This window comes from Loktanella sp. SALINAS62 (assembly GCF_018263905.1).
Lineage (GTDB): Bacteria > Pseudomonadota > Alphaproteobacteria > Rhodobacterales > Rhodobacteraceae > Loktanella.
Map to the genome: position 1 here is coordinate 33,791 of NZ_JAAFZU010000034.1, position 20,580 is coordinate 54,370.

The following is a 20,580-nucleotide window of genomic DNA, read 5'->3' on the forward strand; positions in this document are numbered from 1 at the left end:
CTAGCGTGTCGTGCAGCGATGGCTAGCGGCGAAGTGATCGGTTCTAGCTGCCAAACAGCCCCGTCAGCGCGCGTTGCACCAGCCCCGTGACCGACGGACGTTTGACCGCCTGAAACGGCAGGGGGCGGCAGACCTCTATCGCGGCGACACCGACGCGGGCGGTCAGCGCGCCGTTCACGATGCCTTCGCCGAACCGGCGCGACACCTTTGACAACAGACCACCACCCGCGACAGAGCTGATCAGGTCGTCACCCACCGCGACGGCACCCGTCGCCACCAGATGCGACAGAACCGTGCGGACCAGCCGCAGACTGCCCAGCGTGCCGGACCGCCCGCCATAGATTTCCGCAATCCGCCGGATCATGCGCACGTTTGCCGTCAGCGCGGTAAACACATCCGCCAGCGCCAGCGGCACCACCGCTGTCACCAGCGCCACCTGCCGCGCTGCGGCCTGCACCTCTGTCACCGCGCGGGTGTCCAGCGGGACCAGCAGGCTGCGTTCGGCCAGTTCTAGCAAGCCGTCGGCATCCATCATTTCAGGCGCGCGGTTAGCCAGCTGCGCGCGGCCCCAACTGGTGTCGGGGCGGCCAGCGTAAAGCCCTGTCAGGTGGTCCACGACCTTGCGCGCGGCTTTCAGATCGTGGCCCGCATGGGCGGCGGCGGCTTCGGCCTGCACCCGGTCGATGCGACGCAGGCGGCTAAAGGCCTGCAATTCGCGCAGTACGACGGCAATGCAGACGCAGGCGAACAACACCAGCAGGCCGGTGAACAGCATCCCCAGAATAGGGTTGGCCGCGATCAAGCCGTTGATGTAATTCCACGCCGCCAGCGACACCATGAACCCCAGAATGGCCAATAGCAGCGACCAGAACCAGCGGGCCAGCGGGCTGCGCCGCCGGGTGCCCAGCGCCACGACGGTCTGCATCGCAGCACCCTGTGGCGCGTCATCGACAATGGCCGGTGCGGTCGCCGGGGTCTGGTCCGACGGCGCGTCAAGGTCGATCAGCACCGGCCCCTTCACAGCCGGTCCCCGATCAAAAACTCTGCCGCCTTGTCCAGCCGGATATGCGGCGGGCCCTCGCCCGGTTTCAGTGTCAGATGCGCGGGCGCAAAACGCATGACCTTGTAATCGCCTTCACCCCAGGTTTCTGCCCCCGAACGCGCGGGCGCCAGCAGATGCGCGGGATCGGTCGGCAATTCGCCGGGATGGAACGCGGCCTGTTTGCCGCCGTCCAGCAGTCGCCCGCGCACAACATCCAGCGTGCCGCCCTGATGGTCGATGGTTTCCTCGACCGTGGTGCGCAGTGCCGCGATCGACATTGCCTCTGTCCGCGCACCTGCGAAATCGGCGCGGTCCTGCGCGTCGCGCAACAGCGCCTTTGTGATCGCGGTCAGTTGCGGGTGCTGGCTGTGGTGCAGATGGTCGGCCTTGGTCGCGGCGAACAGGATGCGTTCGACACGGCGGCCCTGAAAGATGCGACTGATAAAGCTGTTTCGCCCCGGATTGAACGCGGTCAGAATCTCGGCCATCGCGCTGCGCAGATCGTCCAGCGCGCGCGGACCTGCGTTGATCGCACCCAGCACGTCGACCAGCACGACCTGCCGGTCGATCTTGGCGAAATGATCACGAAAGAACGGGCGGACGACATGCTTTTTATAGGCTTCGAACCGGCGGGCAAATTCACGCGCCAGCGACCCGCGCGGCGTGTCGCCCGCTGGCAACGGCGCAAAGGTCAGCACCGGGCTACCCGCCAGATCGCCGGGCAGCAAAAAGCGGCCCGGCGTGCAATCCGAAAATCCGTCGGCGCGGGATGCTTGCAGATGGGCGGTATAGGCATCGGCCAGCACCCGTGCCGCGGGTTCATCCAGTTTGGCGGCAGGATCGGCAGCCGCCAGCGCCGCCAGATAGGCATCGCCCAGCGGGCGTCCCTTGGCGCGGGTCAAGGCCGCCTGCGACCATTGATCATAGTCCTGATCGAGCAGCGCCAGATCCAACAACCATTCGCCCGGATAATCGACGATATCCAGATGCACGGTGCGCGGTCCCTGTATCCCCGCAAGCAGCCCCGACGGCTGCACGCGCAACGACAACCGCAGTTCCGAGATATGGCGTGTGCCGTCCGGCCACTGCGGGTCGGCGGCGGTCAGATCGTTCAGATGGCTTTCGTAGTCAAAACGCGGCAGCGTATCGTCAGGCTGCGGTTGCAAATAGGCGGTCTGGATCGCACCCGTCGTCGCCGCACGCAGTTGCGGCATCCGCCCCCGGTTCATCAGGTTCGCCACCAGTGACGTGATGAACACCGTCTTGCCCGCCCGCGACAGGCCAGTGACGCCCAGCCGGATGACGGGATCGCTGAACGGGGCCGTCAGGGGCCGCGTCACCGCGCCCGCCATGTTGCCCATGCCGCGCGCAATCTGGTCGGTAAAATCGGTCAGGCCCAAACGTGTCCCCTTCTGCTGCGCCCACAGATAGGGGCTGCGGCGGGGATTGGGTAGGGATTGATTTACCTGACGGCGGCTCTTACGACCGGGACATGCCACGATATGCGTTGAAAATCGAATACAACGGCGCGCCGTTTTCAGGCTGGCAGCGGCAGGCGCAACAGCCATCCGTGCAGGCCGCGATAGAGCATGCGCTGGCGAAACTGGAACCCGGCCCGCATACCATCGCGGCGGCGGGTCGGACCGATGCGGGCGTCCATGCCACGGGTCAGGTGGCACAGTGCGATTTGTCCCGCGACTGGGACCCGTTTCGGCTGTCAGAGGCGCTGAATTATCATCTTAAACCGCATCCCGTCGCGGTGCTGGATTGCGCTGTGGTGGACGACAGTTGGCACGCGCGGTTCAGTGCCGTTGAACGCCGTTATCTGTTCAAGCTGATGGCACGCCGCGCGCCGCTGACCACGGACGCAGGACAGATGTGGCGCGTGATGCAGCCGCTGGATATCGCGGCCATGCAGGCGGGGGCAGATCACCTGCTGGGACGGCACGATTTCACGACGTTTCGCGCGGCAGGCTGTCAGGCCGACAGTCCTGTGCGGACCTTGGATGAGCTGACGATTGCGCAACAGCCAACCCATAGCGGCCAGCTGATCCATATTCACGTGCGCGCGCGGTCTTTTTTGCACAATCAGGTCCGCAGTTTTGTCGGGACGCTGGAACGGGTTGGGTCCGGGCAATGGGAACCTGACGATGTGCGGACCGCCTTGCTGGCAAGGGATCGCAGCGCCTGCGGTCCCGTCTGTCCGCCGTCTGGATTGTATCTGGCGGGCGTCAAATACCCGGTGGACCCCTTTGCAGCGGACTGACACGCAGGCGAACGCCACACACACATTCCCGTGTAATCCGGCGACGCCCTGCTGCCATGACATACCAGTCATTTGCGTTTGCTGTTCGATGCACTAAAACCATGGGTAATTCTGGGGTTGTGGGTCGGACATGATGAAACGGATTTTGCTGGCCGCAGGCCTTTGGGCGGTTTCGACCGTGGCCGCGCAGGCACAGACAATCACCCTGAACGCCCCGGCAGCCGACGACGACCTGACGACCTTGCTGCGCGATGCATCGCTGTCGCTGTCCATTCAAGCGGACGAAGAGAGCGAAAAGGCACCGCAGGATTATGTCGCCGCCGCCCGTGCCGATTACCGGCGGCTGCTGACGGCGCTTTATGCAGCCGGTTATTACAGCCCTGTCATTTCCATCGCCGTCAACGGTGTTGAAGCGTCGCGTATTCCGCCGCTCGACGGACCGTCGGTCATCAATACCGTAACGCTGGACGTACAGCCCGGCCCGCTATTCACCTTTGGTCAGGCCGACATTGGCCCGGTCGCACCGGGCACCGAATTGCCCGAAGGCTACGCCGTCGGTGAGGATGCAAAGGCCGACGTGATCCGACAAGCCGCCAGCACCGCGCGGACCCGCTGGCAGGAACTGGGCTATGCCAAGGTGCGTGTCGCGGATCAGCAGATTACCGCGCTGCACAGCCAGAACCTGCTGAATGCTGACGTGCGTCTGGACACAGGCCCACAGCTGACCTTTGGCGACCTGACCATCGTGGGAAACGAAGACGTGCGCACCGCAGCCATCCGCCGGATCGCGGGTCTGCCCGTAGGGGCCGTCTATTCCCCCGAGACACTGACCGAAGCGGCGAACCGCCTGCGCCGCACCGGCGCCTTTGACAGCGTCGCCCTGACCGAAGCCGAAGAAATCGGCCCGAACGACACCCTGCCGATCACCGCCACAGTCGCGGAAAGCCTGCCGCGCCGGATCGGTTTCGGTCTGGAATTGTCGTCGGTCGAAGGGGTGCGTGTCTCGACGTTCTGGATTCATCGCAACGCGTTTGGAGGGGCCGAAAACTTTCGCGTCGATGCCGCCGTGGCAGGTATCGGCGGCACCACGGGCGGGACCGATTACACCCTGTCAACCGCGCTGAAAGTGCCAGCCATCTATGGCCCAAAGACGGATTTCACCTTTACCACATCACTCAGCCGCGAGGACGAGCCGGAATTTCTGGCAGATCAGTTCGCGACGCAGGCGCTGGTCAGCCGCCTGATAACCGACGATCTGGAAATCGAAGGCGGTCTGGGTCTGCTGGTCGCACGCGAAGAAACCAATTTCGGTGACCGCGATTACGTGCTGGCGACCGCACCGCTGGCGGCGACCTATGACAGGCGCAACAGCGAAACCGACGCTACATCGGGCTATTATCTGGCCGCATCCGCCACACCGTTCATCGCACTTGATGGCGGCGAAAGCGGCGCACGGGCATTTCTGGACGGACGCGGCTACGTCAGTTTCGGCACCGACGACCGTTTCACGATTGCAGGCCGGGCGCAGGTCGGCACGGTCACCGGACCGGACATTGATCAGGCACCGCAGGATTTCCTGTATTATTCAGGCGGCACCAGCACCGTACGTGGTCAGGGTTATCAATCGCTGGGCGTGCCGCTGGTCGTCAACGGCGAGGACGTGCTGGTTGGCGGCAAGTCCTTTGCAGGCGCCCAGATCGAGGCACGGGTCGGCGTCACCGATGCGATCAGCGTCGTTGGATTTTACGATTACGGCTATGTCGGGGCCACGTCCACGCCGTTGCAGGACGGGGCCGACCATTCAGGTGTCGGGCTGGGTGTGCGCTATGACACCGGCATCGGCCCGATCCGTCTGGACATCGGGACACCGGCCAGCGGTGACGATCAATTCAAGTCAGTCGAAGTCTACATCGGGATCGGGCAAGCGTTTTGAAAAAGTATCTTGTTATCGCAGCCGTCACAGCCTTGCCCTGTACCGCCATCGCGCAGGATGACGAGGGCGAAGGTTACCTGACCCGTCTGATTCAGGAAAATTTATCCGGCGACGACCGGATCGTCGATATCCAAGGCTTTGAAGGGGCGTTGTCGTCCGAAGCGACGGTCGAACGGATCACGGTGGCCGACAGCGAAGGGGTATGGCTGACGCTGGAAGACGTCACGCTGGACTGGAACCGCAGCGCGTTGCTGCGCGGACGGATCGACGTGCGGGAACTTAGTGCGGAATTGATCCGCGTGGACCGCGGGCCGATCACCTCTGCCGTAGACGATCTGCCCGACGCAGAGGCACAGCCGTTTTCGCTTCCAGAGCTGCCTGTGGGGATCAATCTGGATACACTGGATATTGCCCGCATCGAATTGGGCGAACCCATTCTGGGCGAAGCGCTGGCACTGTCGCTGCAAGGCTCTGCCGCGCTGGCGGGTGGTGAAGGCACGGCAAATATTACCGCCACACGGCTGGACGGTCAGACCGGCGTGTTTGAAATCGAAGGGTCGTACGACAACGAAACACAGATCCTTGGCCTGAACCTGCGGATCGAAGAAGGCGACGACGGACTGATTGCAACACTTGCCGATATTCCCGACACCCCGCCGTTGTTGCTGACGCTTCAGGGCGAAGCGCCGATCAGCGAATTTGCCGCCGAACTGACCCTAGCCACATCCGGCCAAGACCGGATCACCGGCAATTTCGCGATTGACCAGACCGATACGCAAACCGGGTTCGCGCTGGATATCGGCGGCGACATCACGCCGCTGCTGGCCCCCGATTATCAGGACTTTTTCGGCAACGACGTGTCGCTTGTCGCAACCGGTGCGCGGTCGGAAAACGGCGCGTTCTTTCTGTCCGACCTAAATCTGCAGGCGCAAAAACTGAACCTGCAAGGCGAGGTCCGTGTCGGTCCCGATGGCTGGGCGGAATTCATCGACCTGACCGGCACCGTGGCGGATAGCAGTGGCGAAAGCGTGCTATTGCCCATCGGCGGTCCGCGCACGTATGTCGACAACGTCGATCTGTCGATCCAGTTCGACGACAGCACCGGCGATGACTGGACCGCTGCATTCGACATCGACGGTTTCGACCGTCCGGGTCTGGGCATCGGCCAGATCACCCTGAACGGCGGCGGCACCATCCGCGAAGAAACCCCGACCGACGGCGGGCTGTTCACGGCCGACCTGCAATATGCGGCCAGCGGGCTGCAATTGGACGACGCAGGCGCGGCAGAGGCGTTTGGCGACAGCGTGAACGGCCGGATCGAAGTGATCCACAATGACGACGACCCGATCGAAATTCCAACCCTGACGCTGACCGGACCCGGCATCGAACTGGACGCCGAAGCGACCATCGACACCAGCGGCGATACGCCAGTGGTGCAGACACGATTGACGTTTGACGCCGATGCCATCGGTCGTTTTTCCACCCTTGCCGGGCGCGATTTGAACGGTGCGGCGCAGGCGACCGTCAATGCGATGCTGCAGCCGCTGGACGGCATGTTCGATGTGACCATCGACGCGCAGACCGAAGATCTGGCCGTGGATATCGCACAGCTTGACCCGGTCCTGTCCGGGCCCGGTACAGTGCGTCTGAACGCCGTGCGCGACACCGAAGGCACGCGTATCCCCACCCTGCGGATCGAAACGCCACAGGCATTGGTCACGGCCCGCGCAAATCTGACCAGCACGATCAGCACCGGGACATTCGACGTATCCGTCCAGAATGTCGGGCTGATCGTCGACGGGTTGAACGGGCCTGCGCAGATCACGGGCGACGCAGACCGCGATGACACGGGCACCGTCAATTTTGACATGCGGGGCAGCGCACCCGATACCACATTCAACGCAAGCGGCACGGTCGTCCCGTTCGACGAAACCCAACAGGTGAACGCCACCATCAATGCGACGCTCGGCGACCTGTCGCTTTATCGTGACATCAGCGGTCAGGATTTGTCCGGTGCTGTTCAACTTGCCGTCGATACCACACTGCTGGTCGATCTGACCGATTACACAGCGCAGATCGATGCCACGACGCAAGACCTGCAAACCGGATTCGATCAGGTCGATCCGCTGCTGATGGGCGATGGATCGCTGTCGGGCACGGTCGGCTACACCGCGGATACGCTTTACAGTGTCGACGACCTGAACCTGCAAACGCCGCAACTGTCGCTGACCGGCGATCTGTATGGCGGGCTGACGGGACCGGCAAATGCGGATGTGGACCTGCGGATTTCGGACGTGGGACTGATTGTCGACGGGCTGACCGGCCCGTTGTCCGCATCGGTCGAAGCGGACCGCGCGGCGGATGACACCGCACGCGTCGTGCTGGATGCCACTGGCCCCGGCGTGGACGTGGACGCCGATGTGCAGATCGCAGCACCACAGGACGACTACCGCATCACCGGCATCATCGACGCCGCGATCCCCGACCTTGCGCCCTATGCCGCGCTGGCGGGGCAGGACGCCATTGCGGGCGGCGTTGACCTGCGGGTCGACGGCACGCTGCTGCCGGACCTCAGTCTGTTTGACGTGACGCTGAATGGCACGACACAGGATATCGCCACCGGCATCGCGCAGGTCGATCAATTGATGGCCGGACAGGGCCGCATATCTGGCGGGGTGGCCCGCACGGGGCCGGATGCATTTGCCGTGGACGATCTGGATGTCGCAACACCGCAATTCACGCTGGCTGGCAATGCCGCTGGCGGCCTGACAGGGCCGCTGAACGCGGATATTCAGGCGACGCTGAACGACGCCGGCGCCTTGGCCCAGGGGCTGAACGGCGCGCTGGCGCTGGACCTGACCGCATCGCGTAACGCGGCAGGTACGGCGCAGGTCGATCTGACAGCGGATGGCAGCGGCACCGATGTGGCCATCAACGCCAGCATTGCCCCGCAAGAGGACGACTATCGCGTGGCGGCGGACATCGACGCCGATATCACCCAACTGTCCCAATTCGCCGGACTGATCGGTCAGCCCGTGTCTGGGGGGCTGTCGGTCACGGGCAACGTCGAACTGCTGCCCGACCTGTCGTTCGTCGATGTGCAGGCCCGCGCCGAAACCCGCCAATTGGCCATCGGAAACCCGCAGGTTGATCAACTGCTGGCAGGCAGCGGCACCGTCACGCTGGATGCGACAAAGCAGGGTGACGACATCAGCGTGCGTGCGTTCGATGTGCAGTTCCCGCAGGTCAGCGCATCCGGCGCATTGACGGCCGGTGCCGGCGGATCTGCCACTGGCCAGATACAGGCCCGGCTGGCCGATGTGGGACTGTTCACCGACGCGCTCAGCGGACCGGTCACGGCCGAAGGCGAGATCGGGCGCACCGACGGCGGTGCCTATACGCTGGATCTGGACGCCACGGGACCGGGCGGTATTCAGGTCAGCGCAGACGGGCAGATCGCCCCGGATTTCACCCTGAATATCGACGCGGATGGCAGCGTTCCGTTGGGCCTAGCCAATCCGTTCATCGACCCACTGCGACTGGCGGGGACCGCAACCTTTGACCTGTCGGTCAACGGCCCCCCTGCCCTGACGTCGGTGTCCGGGCAGATCGCGACCTCCGGGACCCGGCTGGCCATTCCTGCGATCTCTCAGGCACTGGAAGACATTTCCGGCACCGTTGCACTGAATGGCACGACGGCGCAGGTCGACATCACAGCTGCGGTGCAGTCGGGCGGCCAGTTGACGCTGACAGGACCCGTGGCACTGTCGGACGGTTACGATGCCGGGCTGTCGCTGGCGCTGCGCGCCGTCACGCTGCGTGATCCAAACCTGTATGAGGCGATCCTGAACGGGCGTGTGACGGTTGATGGCCCACTGGCGGGCGGGGCCGTCATCGGCGGCGACGTGCAGTTGAGCGAGGCGAATATTCAGGTGCCGTCCTCTGGCGTCGGGGGCTTGGGCGAATTGCCAGAGGTGCGCCACCTGAATGCCAGTCCCGCCGTGCGGCGGACGCTTGACCGGGCTGACGTGGCGCTGTCGGGTGAACCGGTGACGGAAAACGGCGGCGATGGCGGTACCGGTCCGGTCTATCCACTGGCCCTGACCGTCACGGCGCCGAACCAGATCTTTATCCGGGGCCGCGGTCTGGATGCCGAACTGGGCGGGGAACTGACACTGGGCGGAACCACCGCCGATATCGTGCCGGTCGGACAATTCGACCTGATCCGGGGCCGCATCAACATCCTGCAACAGCGCTTTGACCTGACCGAAGGGTCCGCCAGCTTGCAGGGCGATTTCGTACCCTATCTGCGGCTTGTCGCGGCGACGGAAACCGACAGCGGCACCGTCGTCCGGATCATCGTCGAAGGCCCGGCTGACGATCCCGAAGTCCGGTTCGAATCCACCCCAGACCTGCCCCAGGACGAGGTGCTGTCACGGCTGATCTTTGGTCGTGACCTGTCCGAAATCTCGCCTTTGCAGGCGGTGCAACTGGCCGCCGCCGTGGGCGAGTTGGCTGGACGCGGCGGCGGCGGGTTGATTGACGGCTTCCGGTCCGATCTGGGGCTGGACGATTTCGATGTGACGACGGATGCGGATGGCAACGCTGCGCTACGCGCGGGGAAATACCTGTCGGACAACCTGTACACAGACGTCACGATCGGCAGCGACGGATCGACGGAAATCAACCTGAATCTGGACATCACCGACGAGATCAAAGCCAAGGGCACCGCAGGCGCCGATGGCGAAACCAGTATCGGGATCTTTTTCGAACGGGATTACTAGGCGCTGACCGCCAGCACGTTTTCCGGTTCGTGATACGGACAGGCGACAAGATGGCCCGGCGCGACTTCCAGCATCGGGGGGATCGCCTTGGCGCAGCTTGGCTGTGCCTTGGGGCAACGGGTGCGGAACACGCATCCCGATGGTGGGGAAATCGGTGACGGCAATTCCCCGTCCAGCGTCCTGCGCGCGCGTTTGCGTTCCAGTACAGGATCGGGGATCGGCACCGACGCAATCAGCGCCTGCGTATAGGGATGTTCGGGCCGCATCGTGATTGTTTGCGCCTCGCCAACTTCCATCTGACGGCCCAGATACATCACGACGACGCGGTCGCTGATATGTTTTACCACCGACAGATCGTGCGCGATGAAAATCATCGACAGCCCCATGTCGCGCTGCAATTCGCGCAGCAGGTTCACCACCTGCGCCTGCACCGACACGTCCAGCGCAGAAACCGGTTCGTCACAGATCAACAACTTTGGCTTCAGGATCAGGGCACGCGCGATGCCGATGCGCTGGCACTGACCACCGGAAAATTCGTGCGGATAGCGGTTCACAAGGTTCGGCAGCAGGCCCACGCGTTGCATCATGTCCTGCACCCGCGCCTTGCGGTCGGCACGGCTGACGTTCGGTTCATGTGTGACCAGCGGTTCGGCGATGATGTCCCCCACGGTCATGCGCGGGTTCAACGCCGCCAGCGGGTCCTGAAAGATCATCTGCACATCACGGCGATGCACGCGGCGCTGGCGCGGGGTCATGTCGGCCAGATCGTGGCCTTCGAAATTGATCTGTCCGCCAGACGACGGCACGGTGCCGACGATGGCACGGGCCAGCGTTGATTTGCCAGACCCGGATTCACCCACCACGCCCAGACATTCGCCCGGTTGCAGATCGAAAGACATATCACTGACCGCGTGCAATTTCAGCGGCTGGGTCCAGGGCCAGGCACCACGCGGACGGATGTCGAATGTCACGGACAGGTTGCGGAGCGACAAGATTGGATCGGTCATGCTGACACCTCCTCTTTGGACACGTGGCAGGCGCGGCGGCGGTTTCCATCAAAGGCCAGCAATTCCGGCGGGATACGGGGACAGACGTTCTGGACGTATCCACAGCGTGCCGAAAACGGGCAGCCCTGCGGCAAACGCGACATATCAGGTGGTTCACCGGCGATGGTCAGCAATTCATCGTCGTCGCGGTCCAGACGCGGCACCGCGCGCAAAAGACCCTTGGTATAGGGGTGTGTCGGATCGGCAAACACAGGATCGGTGGGTCCGTCTTCCATGATCTGGCCGCCATACAGGACCAGCGTCCGGTCGCAAAATCCCGCGACGACGCCCAGATCGTGGGTGATCAGGATGATGGCGGTGCCGAAATCGTCACGGATTTCGGCCAGCAGCTGCATGATCTGCGCCTGCACCGTCACGTCCAGCGCGGTCGTCGGTTCATCCGCGATCAGCAGACGGGGGCGGCACAGCAGCGACATGGCGATCATGATCCGCTGACGCATCCCGCCGGAAAATTCGTGCGGATAGGACCGGATGCGGTTGCGTGCATCGGGAATTTTCACCGCGTCCAGCATCCGCACGCTTTCGGCGATCGCGTCCTTTTTCGACACACCGTTATGCAGGGTCAGCACCTCGGCCATCTGGTCGCTGATCCGGATATAGGGGTTGAGTGACGTCATCGGGTCCTGAAAGATCATGCCGATCTGTTTGGACCTGACCTTGTTCATCTGGCGTGGCGTCAGCGACAGCAGGTCGGTGCCGTCGAAATTGACCCGGCCAGACGCCCTGCCGTTGCGCGCCAGCAGTCCCATAAGTGCAAAGGCGGTCTGGCTTTTGCCTGACCCGCTTTCGCCGACGATGGCCAGCGTTTCGCGTTCGTCGAGCTGAAAGTTCACGCCGTTTACGGCATTCACATCCCCGTCCGCGGTCGAAAAGGTCACCCGCAGGTTGTCGATATCTAAAAGCATCGGCGGTCCTAAAAGTCCTGTGTTGTTACCGATCCTTGGGATCGAGTGCGTCGCGCAGGCCGTCGCCCACAAAGAAGAAGCCGAAGATCGTCAGGACGAAGAACCCTAGCGGAAAGAACAGCTGCCACAGCACGCCATAAGCCATGTTCGACGCCCCCTGAGAGATCAGCGCCCCCAGCGACGTGTTGGGTTCCTGCACGCCCAGCCCCAAAAAGCTGATGAAGGATTCAAAGATGATCATCTGCGGCACCAGCAGCGTGGCATAGACGATCACGATCCCCAGCAGGTTCGGCACGATGTGGCGCATGATGATCTTGAACGGGGCGACGCCAGTGGCGTGGGCGACCTCTACGAATTCCTTGTTCTTGATGCTCAGTGTCTGGCCACGCGCGATCCGTGCCATATCCAGCCACGAAATCAGACCGATCCCCAGAAACAGCATAAAGATAGACCGCCCGAAGATCACCAGCATCAGGATCAGCACAAACATGAACGGGATCGACATCAGCACGTCGACAAGCCGCATCATCACATCATCGGTGCGCCCGCCCGCATAGCCCGCAACCGCGCCGTAAAGCGTGCCGACGATGACCGCGACCAACGCACCGACGATGCCGACCATCAACGAAATCTGCGTGCCCTGCACCACGCGCGCAAACAGGTCGCGCCCACTGGAATCGGTGCCGAAATAATGACCGGTTTCGATGGACGGCACACCTTTTTGCATGTTCGCACCGATCAGCGTGAAATCGATCATGTCGCGTTCGTATTGCGCGATCAGCTGACCGAACAGCGCAAAGAACGCGATCACGATCAGGATAAATGCCCCGGCCATCGCGGCCTTGTTGCGCACGAACCGGCTGCGCGCATCGGCCCACAGCGACCGGCCCTGCACTTCGGCCAGATGGGACACCTCGATCAGGCGTTCGGCGTCGGATGAATAGGCTGGCATCGGTGCCTCCCTCAATACCGGATTTTCGGGTCGATCCACGCGTAAAGGATATCGACCACGAGGTTGAACAGGATCGTCAAAGCACCGACCAGAATGGTGATGCCCATGATGACGGAATAGTCGCGGTTAAACGCGGAATTCACGAAAAACACCCCGATCCCACCGGTGGAAAAGAAGATGTCGATGATGACCGATCCGGTGATCATGCCCACGAACGCCGGTCCCAGATAGCTGATGACGGGCAGCATCGTGGGCTTCAGCGCGTGCTTGAAAATGACGCGCCGCATCGGCAGCCCCTTGGCTTTGGCCGTGCGGATAAAGTTCGAATTCAGCACTTCGAGCATGGACGACCGCGTGATCCGCGCGATGGACGCCATATAGGATGTCGACAGCGCGATGACGGGCATGACCAGATATTCCCATTGCCCGCCGTTCCAGCCGCCGCCCGGTAACCAGCCCAGCCATAGCGTAAAGATCAGCAGCAGGATCGGCGCCATCACGAAGTTCGGCAAAACCTGCGCGCCGATGCTGATGCCGACGGCCAGATAATCCAGCCAGCTGTTCTGCTTGATCGCCGCCGCAGCCCCCAGACCGACGCCCACGACCACGGCCAGCAGGAACGACCAAAAGCCATAGGTCAGCGTCACGGGAAAGCCCTGCGCGATTACGTCGTTGACGCTGCGGTCTTCGTATTGGAACGAGGGTCCGAAATCGAAATGGACCACCACGTTCCAGACGTAGTTGACGATCTGTTTCCAAAATGGCTGATCCAGCCCGTATTTCGCTTCGATATTCGCCAGCACCTGTGCGGGCAGCGGGCGTTCGGAATTGAACGGGCCGCCGGGGGCCGCGTACATCAGGATGAACGACAGGACGACAAGGATCAAAAGCGTTGGAACCGCAATCGCGAGCCGTCGAAGGATAAAGCTGAACATGCGCCGGACATCCCGCGAATTGTTGCCATAAAACAGTTACGCCGTGCCCCCGGCTTGCGAAGGCACGGCGTTCAGGTAGCGCGGGATTATTCCGCTGCGACCTTGTACAGATCCTTGGAATACCAGTTCTGTTCAAAGTTGTTGACCGGCCAGTTCTTGATCTGCTCGTTCAACATGTCCACGGCGGCGTAGTGATAGATCGGAATCACCGGCGTTTCTTCGGCGATGATTTCTTCGATTTCCGTATATTGGACGTTGGGGTCTTCGGACGTTTTGGCGGTGGCCAGCAGTTCGTCGACCCGTTCGTTGACATATTTGGAATCGTTGTAGCCCGATCCGGACTGCATCAGATCAAGAAAGGTCGATGCTTCGTTGTAGTCGGCACACCAGCCACCACGGGCCACGTCAAAGTCACCGGTGCCACGCGCATCCAGAAACGTCTGCCATTCCTGATTGGACAGCGTGGTTTCGACACCCAGCGTCTGTTTCCACATCTGGCTGATCGCCACGGCGACGGCCTGATGCGATTCAGACGTATTGTAGACCAGATCAACCGTCAGCGGGTTGTCGGGACCGAAACCAGCGGATTCCAGCAGCGCCTTTGCTTCGGCGTTGCGTTCTTCCTGCGTCATGTCGGCCATCGGGATGGTGGGCGGTTCAAACCCGGCAGTGGCCCAATGCGTGAAGTAATAGGCAGGCTTTTGTCCGCCAGCCAGCACGGCATCCACGATGATGTCGCGGTCAATGGCCATCGACAGCGCATTGCGCACGGCGGGGTCCTTGAATTCTTCTGGTCCGTTGTCGCGCAGGTTGAACATATAGTAATAGCTGCACGCCTCTGGCACGCTCATGGCTTGCTGGGGGTATTGTTCGGACAGGCGCGGGAACTGGCCTGCGGGCACGTCGGTGCGGTCCAGCTCTCCGGCCAGATAACGGGTCAGGGCCACGTTTTCATCCGCGATCACCAGCTTTGTGACGGAATCAAGCGTGGTGTTTTCGTTGTCCCAGTATTGGTCGTTGCGCGTGCGGACCAGACGTTCGCCGGGAACGAATTCGGACATCACGTAGGCGCCGTTCGACACCATGTTGCCGGGGCGGGTCCAGTCCGACCCGAATTCTTCGACGTTCGACTGCAACACCGGGAATGTCGTGCCATGCGTCAGCATCTGCGGGAAATACGGCAGCGGCTGCGACAGGCGGACCTCTAGCGTGGTATCGTCGATGGCGGTGACGCCCAACGCATCGGGTTCCATTTCACCCGCGATAACGGCAGAGGCATTTTCCAGCGACATCAGTTCGATGAACCACGCATAGGGACTGGCCAATTCGGGCGATGCAGCGCGTTTCCACGCGTATTCGAAATCGGCAGCGGTCACCGGTTCACCGTTCGACCATTTGGCATTATCGCGCAGGTTGAACGTATAGGTCAGGTTGTCGTCGGATACGGTGTGATCCAGCGCCACACCCGGCACCAGTTCGCCGGCTTCGTTCTGATTATACAGACCTTCAAACAGGTCACGCACGACGTCAGCGCCGTCGACGTCTTCGACTTTGCCGGGGTCATAGGACGGGCTTTCGTCACCGACGCGGTAGATAAAAGTTTGCTCTGCGGCCAGTTCCGTGCCTTCGGGAACAGCGTTCTGGGCAAAGCCTGCGGTGCCTGTCAGCATCAGCACGGCGGCGGTGGAAGCCATCAGTTGGCGTTTGGTCATGGTCATGGGATTCTCCCCTGTCAGCGGGCTGTTATTCGCCCTGTGTCGGATGGGTCGTGCACGAATTGGTCGCGGCGATGGGTTATCTTTTGACCATTTGGACAAGGTTGCAAGCCCTGGTTGATCGCATCGGCGTGACTGCGCCCTGACGTCGCGGCACTTATTTTATTGCACATCAGATGAATGATTTTTCGCAATTTACGCTCTTAATTCGACCACATAGATTAATGATCTTACTCTTCTGACCACGGACACATTCTGCAATGACCGATCTTTCGCTCGAATCCCGCGACGGACTGCCCGATGCGCTGCGCGTACTACTGGACAGCTACCCCCGCGAAGGCTGGACACGCGACCCCGGGTTCAACGGATTGATCAGCTTTTGGCTGGACCGTCACATGATGTTCCGCCGTCTGATGGCTGAAATGCAGTCGGGCACGGAACGCCTGTTGGATCGCAAGGACGACCCGCAGGGGTTTGCCCGACAGTTGTCGCGCTATGGCGGGATGTTCGTGAACGGGCTGCACGAACACCACATGATAGAGGATTCTCATTACTTCCCCCGGCTGCAACTGAAGGATGATCGCATCGCCAGAGGATTTGAAATTCTGGACGCCGACCACCACGCGCTGGACGGACATCTGAACGCCTTTGCCGAAGGCGCGAACGCAACCCTTCGCCAGATCGACGACCGCGACCGCCTGCAAAACGAGGCGGGCGCGTTTCGTGACCGCCTGAACGAAATGGCGCGCCTGCTGAACCGCCATCTGGTCGACGAAGAAGAACTGATCGTGCCGGTGATCCTGAAATTCGGCAGTGACGATCTCGGCGGCTGACGCGCTAAACCCCGGTGTAGCGCGCCAGTGCTGCGGCGGTCCCGTGTTCGTGGATGAAAGCCAGCCACGCGCCGAAGGCTGCGGCGAACGCGGCGTTTTGCGACAGGTCGCCGTAAAACCGCGTCTGCGCCAGCCAAGCCTGCGGGTCCAAACGTGCCGCCTGTGCCGCGATCACCAGCGCGTCCCAATGCGGATCGTTGGCGGCGATTGTGCTGCCATCCTCGCGGGTGCCTTCGCACATCCGCGCCCACAACGCCTCGACCAGGGCCAGACCGTCGATCGATGTGCCGGTTTTCAATGCGTCACGCACAACGGGCAGCAGAAAACCCGGATGACGCGATGATCCGTCAAAGGCGACGCGGCGCACCGTGTCGTGGATTTCGGGATTGGAAAAACGGCGGTCGATCAGATCCACGTATGCCTGCGGGGTCATGCCCGGCACGGCTGCGACGTGCGGCACGATCTCGTCTTCCTCTACCTTGCGGAACAGGGCGTGAACCTGCGGGTTGGCCATACATTCGGCGATGGTTGCAAGGCCCAGCAATTCGCCCGCGTTGGATATGATCTGATGACCCGCGTTCAAGAGGCGCAGCTTCATCGCCTCGAACGCGTGCACATCGTGGGTAAAGGTCGCGCCGACCTTGTCCCAGTCGGGCCGTCCGGCGCAAAACGCGTCTTCGATCACCCATTGGCGAAAGTTTTCGTGCGTGACCGGCGCATTGTCCGCGACACCGAATTCGCGCACCAGCGCCAGCTCTGCCGGGCCGGTCGCGGGCACGATACAATCCACCATCGCATTTGGGAACGTGGCGTTCGTGTCGATCCAATCGGCAAGGTCAGTGTCGGTCATACGCGCCAGCCCGACGACGGTCCGGCGCAGGATATGGCCGTTGCCCTGCAGGTTGTCGCAGGACTGACAGGTGAACGCCCCTGCCCCCGCCGCACGACGCGCACGCAGGGCCGCCACCATCGCGCCAAAAGCGGTGCGCGGGCTATCGGGATGCGCCGCATCATGTCGTATGTCGTCATGGTCCGCATCGAATCCGCCATCGGCAGTCTGGTAATAGCCGCCTTCTGTCACGGTCAGCGATACGATCCGAATGACCGGGTCGGACATACGCGCGATCAGCGCGCCGTTGCCGTCCTCGACCGGCAGAAAATCAATCATCGACCCAATGACTTCGGCAGATTTGCCGGCGGGGTCCAGTTCGATCAGTGTGGTCAGACAGTCCTGGCCCAGCAAACGGTCGCGCTGTGCCGCGTCGGGCGCACGCACACCGGCGCCGACGATGGCCCAGTCGTGCGCCAACCCCATGTCCATCAGACGGTGCAGATACCACGCCTGATGCGCACGGTGAAAATTGCCCAGCCCGATATGCACGATCCCCGGCGTCAGCGCGGCACGGTCATAGGTCGGGCGCCGCACGCTTTCGGGCAAATCGGAAAGTGCTGCATCGGACAGTTGAATGGTCATGGGAATGGTCCTTTCCGGCGTCAGCTCATCCACTGGCCGCCGTCGACGTTGTAACATTGGCTTACGATGTAATCGCTGTCGGCGCTTGCCAGAAAAACCGCCATCGGCGCAAGATCGGATGGCTGTGCATAGCGACCGGCAGGCACGCCGGCCTCGACCTCTGCGCGTTTTTGGCCTTTGGCCTTGCCTTCTAGTGTGGCGAACATGGCGTCGACGTGATCCCAGTGGGCACCGTCCACGACGCCGGGCGCGATGGCATTCACGTTGATGCCGTGGCGGATCAGGTCCAGTCCTGCGCTTTGCGTCATGGAAATCACCGCCGCCTTTGTCGAACAATAGACCAGCACCAGCGGTTCGCCCCGCCGACCGGCCTGCGACGCCATGTTGATGATTTTCCCGCCGTGACCCTGTGCAATCATCTGTTTCGCGGCGGCCTGCATGGTGAACAGCGTACCTGCGATATTGACCGCGTATAGCCTGTCAAAACTGTCGCGTGTGATATCGACAGTGCGGGCGGCGTCGAACAGGGCGGCGTTATTGACAAGGATATCCAGCTTGCCAGTGCGGTCCACGACCGCGGCGATGGCTGCGTCGATGCTGGATTGATCGCTGACGTCCAACTGCACCGCATAGGCGCCCGCACCGATCCCGGCGGCCGCTTCGCGTGCTGCGTCAAGGTTGATGTCCGCAATGGCCACGACCGCACCTTCGGCAACATAGGCTTGTGCGAACCCCAGGCCGATTCCGCGCGCGGCACCGGTAATCAGGGCAGATTTGCCGTCAAGTTTCATGCGATCCGCAGCCCCTGTGCATCGAAACGATGGATTTTGTCGGCTTGCGGTTCCAGATGGATCGTGTCGCCATGTGTCAGGCCGATCTCTCCGCCCGCGCGCACAGTCATCGGTTCGGAAATGCCGTCCACATGCACGTGAAAGAACGTGTCCGACCCCAGATGTTCAGCGATGCCGACACGGCCGCTAAAGGTGCCGCCGCCATCGACGACATCCAGATGTTCGGGCCGGATGCCCATCGTGGCGCAGTCGTGCCGGTCCGCATGCGCGCCCGCGAGCAAGTTCATCTTGGGGCTGCCGATGAAGCCCGCGACAAAGACATTGCGCGGTGCCTTGTACAATTCCAGCGGGCTGCCGACCTGTTCGATATGACCCGCACGCAGCACGACGATCTTGTCGGCCATGGTCATGGCTTCGACCTGATCGTGGGTCACATAGATCATGGTGGTTTCCAGCGACTTGTGCAGTTCGGAAATTTCCATCCGCATGCCGACACGCAGCGCCGCATCAAGGTTCGACAGCGGTTCGTCGAACAGGAACGCGGCCGGTTCGCGCACGATGGCCCGCCCGATGGCGACGCGCTGGCGCTGGCCACCCGACAACTGGCCCGGACGGCGGTCCAGATAATCGGTCAGGTTCAGCGCCGTGGCCGCCTTGGCGATGCGGCGGTCCTGTTCGGCCTGATCCATGCCCGCCATTTTCATCGGAAACGCGATGTTTTTGCGCACCGACATATGTGGATATAGCGCGTAGCTTTGGAACACCATCGCCAGCCCGCGTTTGGCGGGCGGCAGGTCTGTGGCGGGTTTGCCATCAATGCGGATTTCGCCACCCGTCACGTCCTCTAGCCCCGCGATCAGCCGCAGCAGGGTGGATTTGCCACAGCCCGATGGACCGACGAATACGACAAATTCGCCGTCCTCGATCGTCAGGTTCAATGGCGGGATGACTTCGACGTCGCCAAATTTCTTCTGCACGTTTTCAAGTGTGATACGACCCATGAGCGGTGCTCCTTTTGCTAACTCTGGCGCTTGCGCGACATCAGGGTGTTATTTGACGGCGCCAAAAGTCAGACCCCGGACAAGTTGTTTCTGGCTGAACCAACCCATGATCAGGATCGGTGCGATGGCCATCATCGAAGCCGCCGACAGTTTGGCGTAAAACAGTCCTTCGGGGGCGGAAAAGCTGGCGATGAATTTTGTCAACGGTGCTGCCGACACGGTGGTCAGCAGGATCGTCCAGAACGCTTCGTTCCACGCCAGAATGATGTTCAGCAGAATGGTCGATGCGATCCCCGGCAGCGCCATCGGCGTCAGCACATACAGGATTTCCGACTTCAGGTTCGCCCCGTCCATCCGTGCCGCTTCCAGAATGTCGACCGGGATTTCGCGGAAATAGGTGTACAGCATCCAGACGATGATCGGCAGGTTGATCAGCATCAGGATCACCACCATCAGAATCCGACTGTCCAGAATACCAAAGTATTTTGCGATCAGCACCAGCGGATAGAGCACGCCGACGGCGGGCAGCATCTTGGTCGACAGCATCCACAGCAGCACGTCCTTGGTCCGTTTGCCGGGCACGAACGCCATGGCCCATGCGGCAGGGACGGCGATGATGATGCCCAGCAGCGTGGAACCCAATGCGATGATGATCGAATTTGTCAGCGCCAGCGGATAATTCGACCGCTCCAGCACGTCGGTGTAGTTCACCGTCGTCCAGTCGAACAGAAACCAGACGGGCGGGTCCGCGATGGCCGTCGCTTCGGATTTGAAGCTGGTCAGAAACGTCCAAAGGATCGGAAAGAAGATCAGCAGGCCGATGCCCCATGACAGGGCGGTCCACATGATCTTTTTGCGTGTCGTGATTGCGCGTGCCATGAT

The 20,580-nt window shown here is 61.9% G+C and carries 15 protein-coding genes; 4 read left to right on the plus strand and 11 right to left on the minus strand.

Annotated features, from left to right (window positions below; translation table 11 throughout):
• Positions 1 to 43: 43 nt before the first annotated feature.
• Together GZH79_RS12225 and GZH79_RS12230 are read right to left on the minus strand one after the other, a co-directional pair.
• Positions 44 to 1,009, minus strand: coding sequence for a TIGR01620 family protein (locus GZH79_RS12225; RefSeq protein WP_349291195.1), 966 nt, complete (start codon positions 1,007 to 1,009; stop codon positions 44 to 46).
• An 8-nt stretch (positions 1,010 to 1,017) separates the two neighbouring features.
• Entirely contained in the window at positions 1,018 to 2,442 is a 1,425-nt protein-coding gene (locus tag GZH79_RS12230; RefSeq protein ID WP_249219148.1) for a YcjX family protein, read from the minus strand.
• A 92-nt stretch (positions 2,443 to 2,534) separates the two neighbouring features.
• Between GZH79_RS12230 and truA the strand changes: the two genes are divergently transcribed.
• The 3 genes from truA (at position 2,535) to GZH79_RS12245 (ending at position 10,025) form a co-directional block, all read left to right on the plus strand.
• Positions 2,535 to 3,308, plus strand: a complete 774-nt coding sequence (gene truA / locus GZH79_RS12235; RefSeq protein ID WP_211644067.1) for a tRNA pseudouridine(38-40) synthase TruA — start codon at positions 2,535 to 2,537, stop codon at positions 3,306 to 3,308.
• Positions 3,309 to 3,438: 130 nt separating this feature from the next.
• Positions 3,439 to 5,241 carry a BamA/TamA family outer membrane protein gene (locus GZH79_RS12240; RefSeq protein ID WP_249219149.1) on the plus strand — a complete coding sequence of 601 codons (1,803 nt, stop codon included), beginning with the start codon at positions 3,439 to 3,441 and terminating at the stop codon, positions 5,239 to 5,241.
• Positions 5,238 to 10,025, plus strand: a complete 4,788-nt coding sequence (locus tag GZH79_RS12245) for a translocation/assembly module TamB domain-containing protein (protein WP_211644068.1) — start codon at positions 5,238 to 5,240, stop codon at positions 10,023 to 10,025. Before GZH79_RS12240 ends, GZH79_RS12245 begins: the two co-directional genes overlap by 4 nt.
• On the opposite strand, the gene GZH79_RS12250 is transcribed toward GZH79_RS12245, so the two are convergent.
• The 5 genes from GZH79_RS12250 to GZH79_RS12270 all read right to left on the minus strand — a co-directional run bounded on the left by GZH79_RS12250 (position 10,022) and on the right by GZH79_RS12270 (position 15,602).
• Complete coding sequence (locus GZH79_RS12250) at positions 10,022 to 11,032, minus strand: oligopeptide/dipeptide ABC transporter ATP-binding protein (protein WP_211644069.1); 1,011 nt, start codon at positions 11,030 to 11,032, stop codon at positions 10,022 to 10,024. The genes GZH79_RS12245 and GZH79_RS12250 overlap by 4 nt on opposite strands.
• On the minus strand, positions 11,029 to 11,997 hold the full coding sequence (locus tag GZH79_RS12255; RefSeq protein WP_211644070.1) for an oligopeptide/dipeptide ABC transporter ATP-binding protein: 969 nt from the start codon (positions 11,995 to 11,997) through the stop codon (positions 11,029 to 11,031). Before GZH79_RS12255 ends, GZH79_RS12250 begins: the two co-directional genes overlap by 4 nt.
• Before the next feature lie 25 nt (positions 11,998 to 12,022).
• Positions 12,023 to 12,949, minus strand: coding sequence for an ABC transporter permease subunit (locus GZH79_RS12260; RefSeq protein ID WP_211644071.1), 927 nt, complete (start codon positions 12,947 to 12,949; stop codon positions 12,023 to 12,025).
• 11 nt (positions 12,950 to 12,960) lie between these two features.
• Positions 12,961 to 13,884: an oligopeptide ABC transporter permease OppB gene (gene oppB / locus GZH79_RS12265; protein WP_211644072.1), complete on the minus strand. Its 924-nt coding sequence runs from the start codon at positions 13,882 to 13,884 to the stop codon at positions 12,961 to 12,963.
• A gap of 86 nt (positions 13,885 to 13,970) precedes the next feature.
• Entirely contained in the window at positions 13,971 to 15,602 is a 1,632-nt protein-coding gene (locus GZH79_RS12270; protein WP_211644073.1) for a peptide ABC transporter substrate-binding protein, read from the minus strand.
• 257 nt (positions 15,603 to 15,859) lie between these two features.
• Here GZH79_RS12270 and GZH79_RS12275 point away from each other — a divergent pair, with 257 nt between their 5' ends.
• The gene (locus GZH79_RS12275; RefSeq protein ID WP_211644074.1) at positions 15,860 to 16,432 is read left to right on the plus strand and encodes a hemerythrin domain-containing protein; all 573 of its coding nucleotides are present in this window, start codon (positions 15,860 to 15,862) and stop codon (positions 16,430 to 16,432) included.
• Positions 16,433 to 16,436: 4 nt separating this feature from the next.
• On the opposite strand, the gene GZH79_RS12280 is transcribed toward GZH79_RS12275, so the two are convergent.
• From GZH79_RS12280 to GZH79_RS12295, 4 genes are read right to left on the minus strand one after another with little or no spacing between them, the layout of a single operon-like run.
• On the minus strand, positions 16,437 to 17,906 hold the full coding sequence (locus GZH79_RS12280) for a mannitol dehydrogenase family protein (protein ID WP_211644075.1): 1,470 nt from the start codon (positions 17,904 to 17,906) through the stop codon (positions 16,437 to 16,439).
• 20 nt (positions 17,907 to 17,926) lie between these two features.
• The gene (locus GZH79_RS12285) at positions 17,927 to 18,697 is read right to left on the minus strand and encodes an L-iditol 2-dehydrogenase (RefSeq protein ID WP_211644076.1); all 771 of its coding nucleotides are present in this window, start codon (positions 18,695 to 18,697) and stop codon (positions 17,927 to 17,929) included.
• Positions 18,694 to 19,698, minus strand: coding sequence for an ATP-binding cassette domain-containing protein (locus GZH79_RS12290; RefSeq protein WP_211644077.1), 1,005 nt, complete (start codon positions 19,696 to 19,698; stop codon positions 18,694 to 18,696). Before GZH79_RS12290 ends, GZH79_RS12285 begins: the two co-directional genes overlap by 4 nt.
• Before the next feature lie 48 nt (positions 19,699 to 19,746).
• On the minus strand, positions 19,747 to 20,577 hold the full coding sequence (locus tag GZH79_RS12295; protein WP_211644078.1) for a carbohydrate ABC transporter permease: 831 nt from the start codon (positions 20,575 to 20,577) through the stop codon (positions 19,747 to 19,749).
• Positions 20,578 to 20,580 lie beyond the last annotated feature (3 nt).

Coding starts and splice junctions, on each gene's coding strand:
- truA (WP_211644067.1), top strand. CDS start 2,535: ATGCCACGATATGCGTTGAAAATCGAATACAACGGCGCGCCGTTTTCA.
- GZH79_RS12295 (WP_211644078.1), bottom strand. CDS start 20,577: ATGGCACGCGCAATCACGACACGCAAAAAGATCATGTGGACCGCCCTG.
- GZH79_RS12290 (WP_211644077.1), bottom strand. CDS start 19,698: ATGGGTCGTATCACACTTGAAAACGTGCAGAAGAAATTTGGCGACGTC.
- GZH79_RS12270 (WP_211644073.1), bottom strand. CDS start 15,602: ATGACCATGACCAAACGCCAACTGATGGCTTCCACCGCCGCCGTGCTG.
- GZH79_RS12285 (WP_211644076.1), bottom strand. CDS start 18,697: ATGAAACTTGACGGCAAATCTGCCCTGATTACCGGTGCCGCGCGCGGA.
- GZH79_RS12240 (WP_249219149.1), top strand. CDS start 3,439: ATGATGAAACGGATTTTGCTGGCCGCAGGCCTTTGGGCGGTTTCGACC.
- GZH79_RS12275 (WP_211644074.1), top strand. CDS start 15,860: ATGACCGATCTTTCGCTCGAATCCCGCGACGGACTGCCCGATGCGCTG.
- GZH79_RS12255 (WP_211644070.1), bottom strand. CDS start 11,997: ATGCTTTTAGATATCGACAACCTGCGGGTGACCTTTTCGACCGCGGAC.
- GZH79_RS12260 (WP_211644071.1), bottom strand. CDS start 12,949: ATGCCAGCCTATTCATCCGACGCCGAACGCCTGATCGAGGTGTCCCAT.
- oppB (WP_211644072.1), bottom strand. CDS start 13,884: ATGTTCAGCTTTATCCTTCGACGGCTCGCGATTGCGGTTCCAACGCTT.
- GZH79_RS12250 (WP_211644069.1), bottom strand. CDS start 11,032: ATGACCGATCCAATCTTGTCGCTCCGCAACCTGTCCGTGACATTCGAC.
- GZH79_RS12280 (WP_211644075.1), bottom strand. CDS start 17,906: ATGACCATTCAACTGTCCGATGCAGCACTTTCCGATTTGCCCGAAAGC.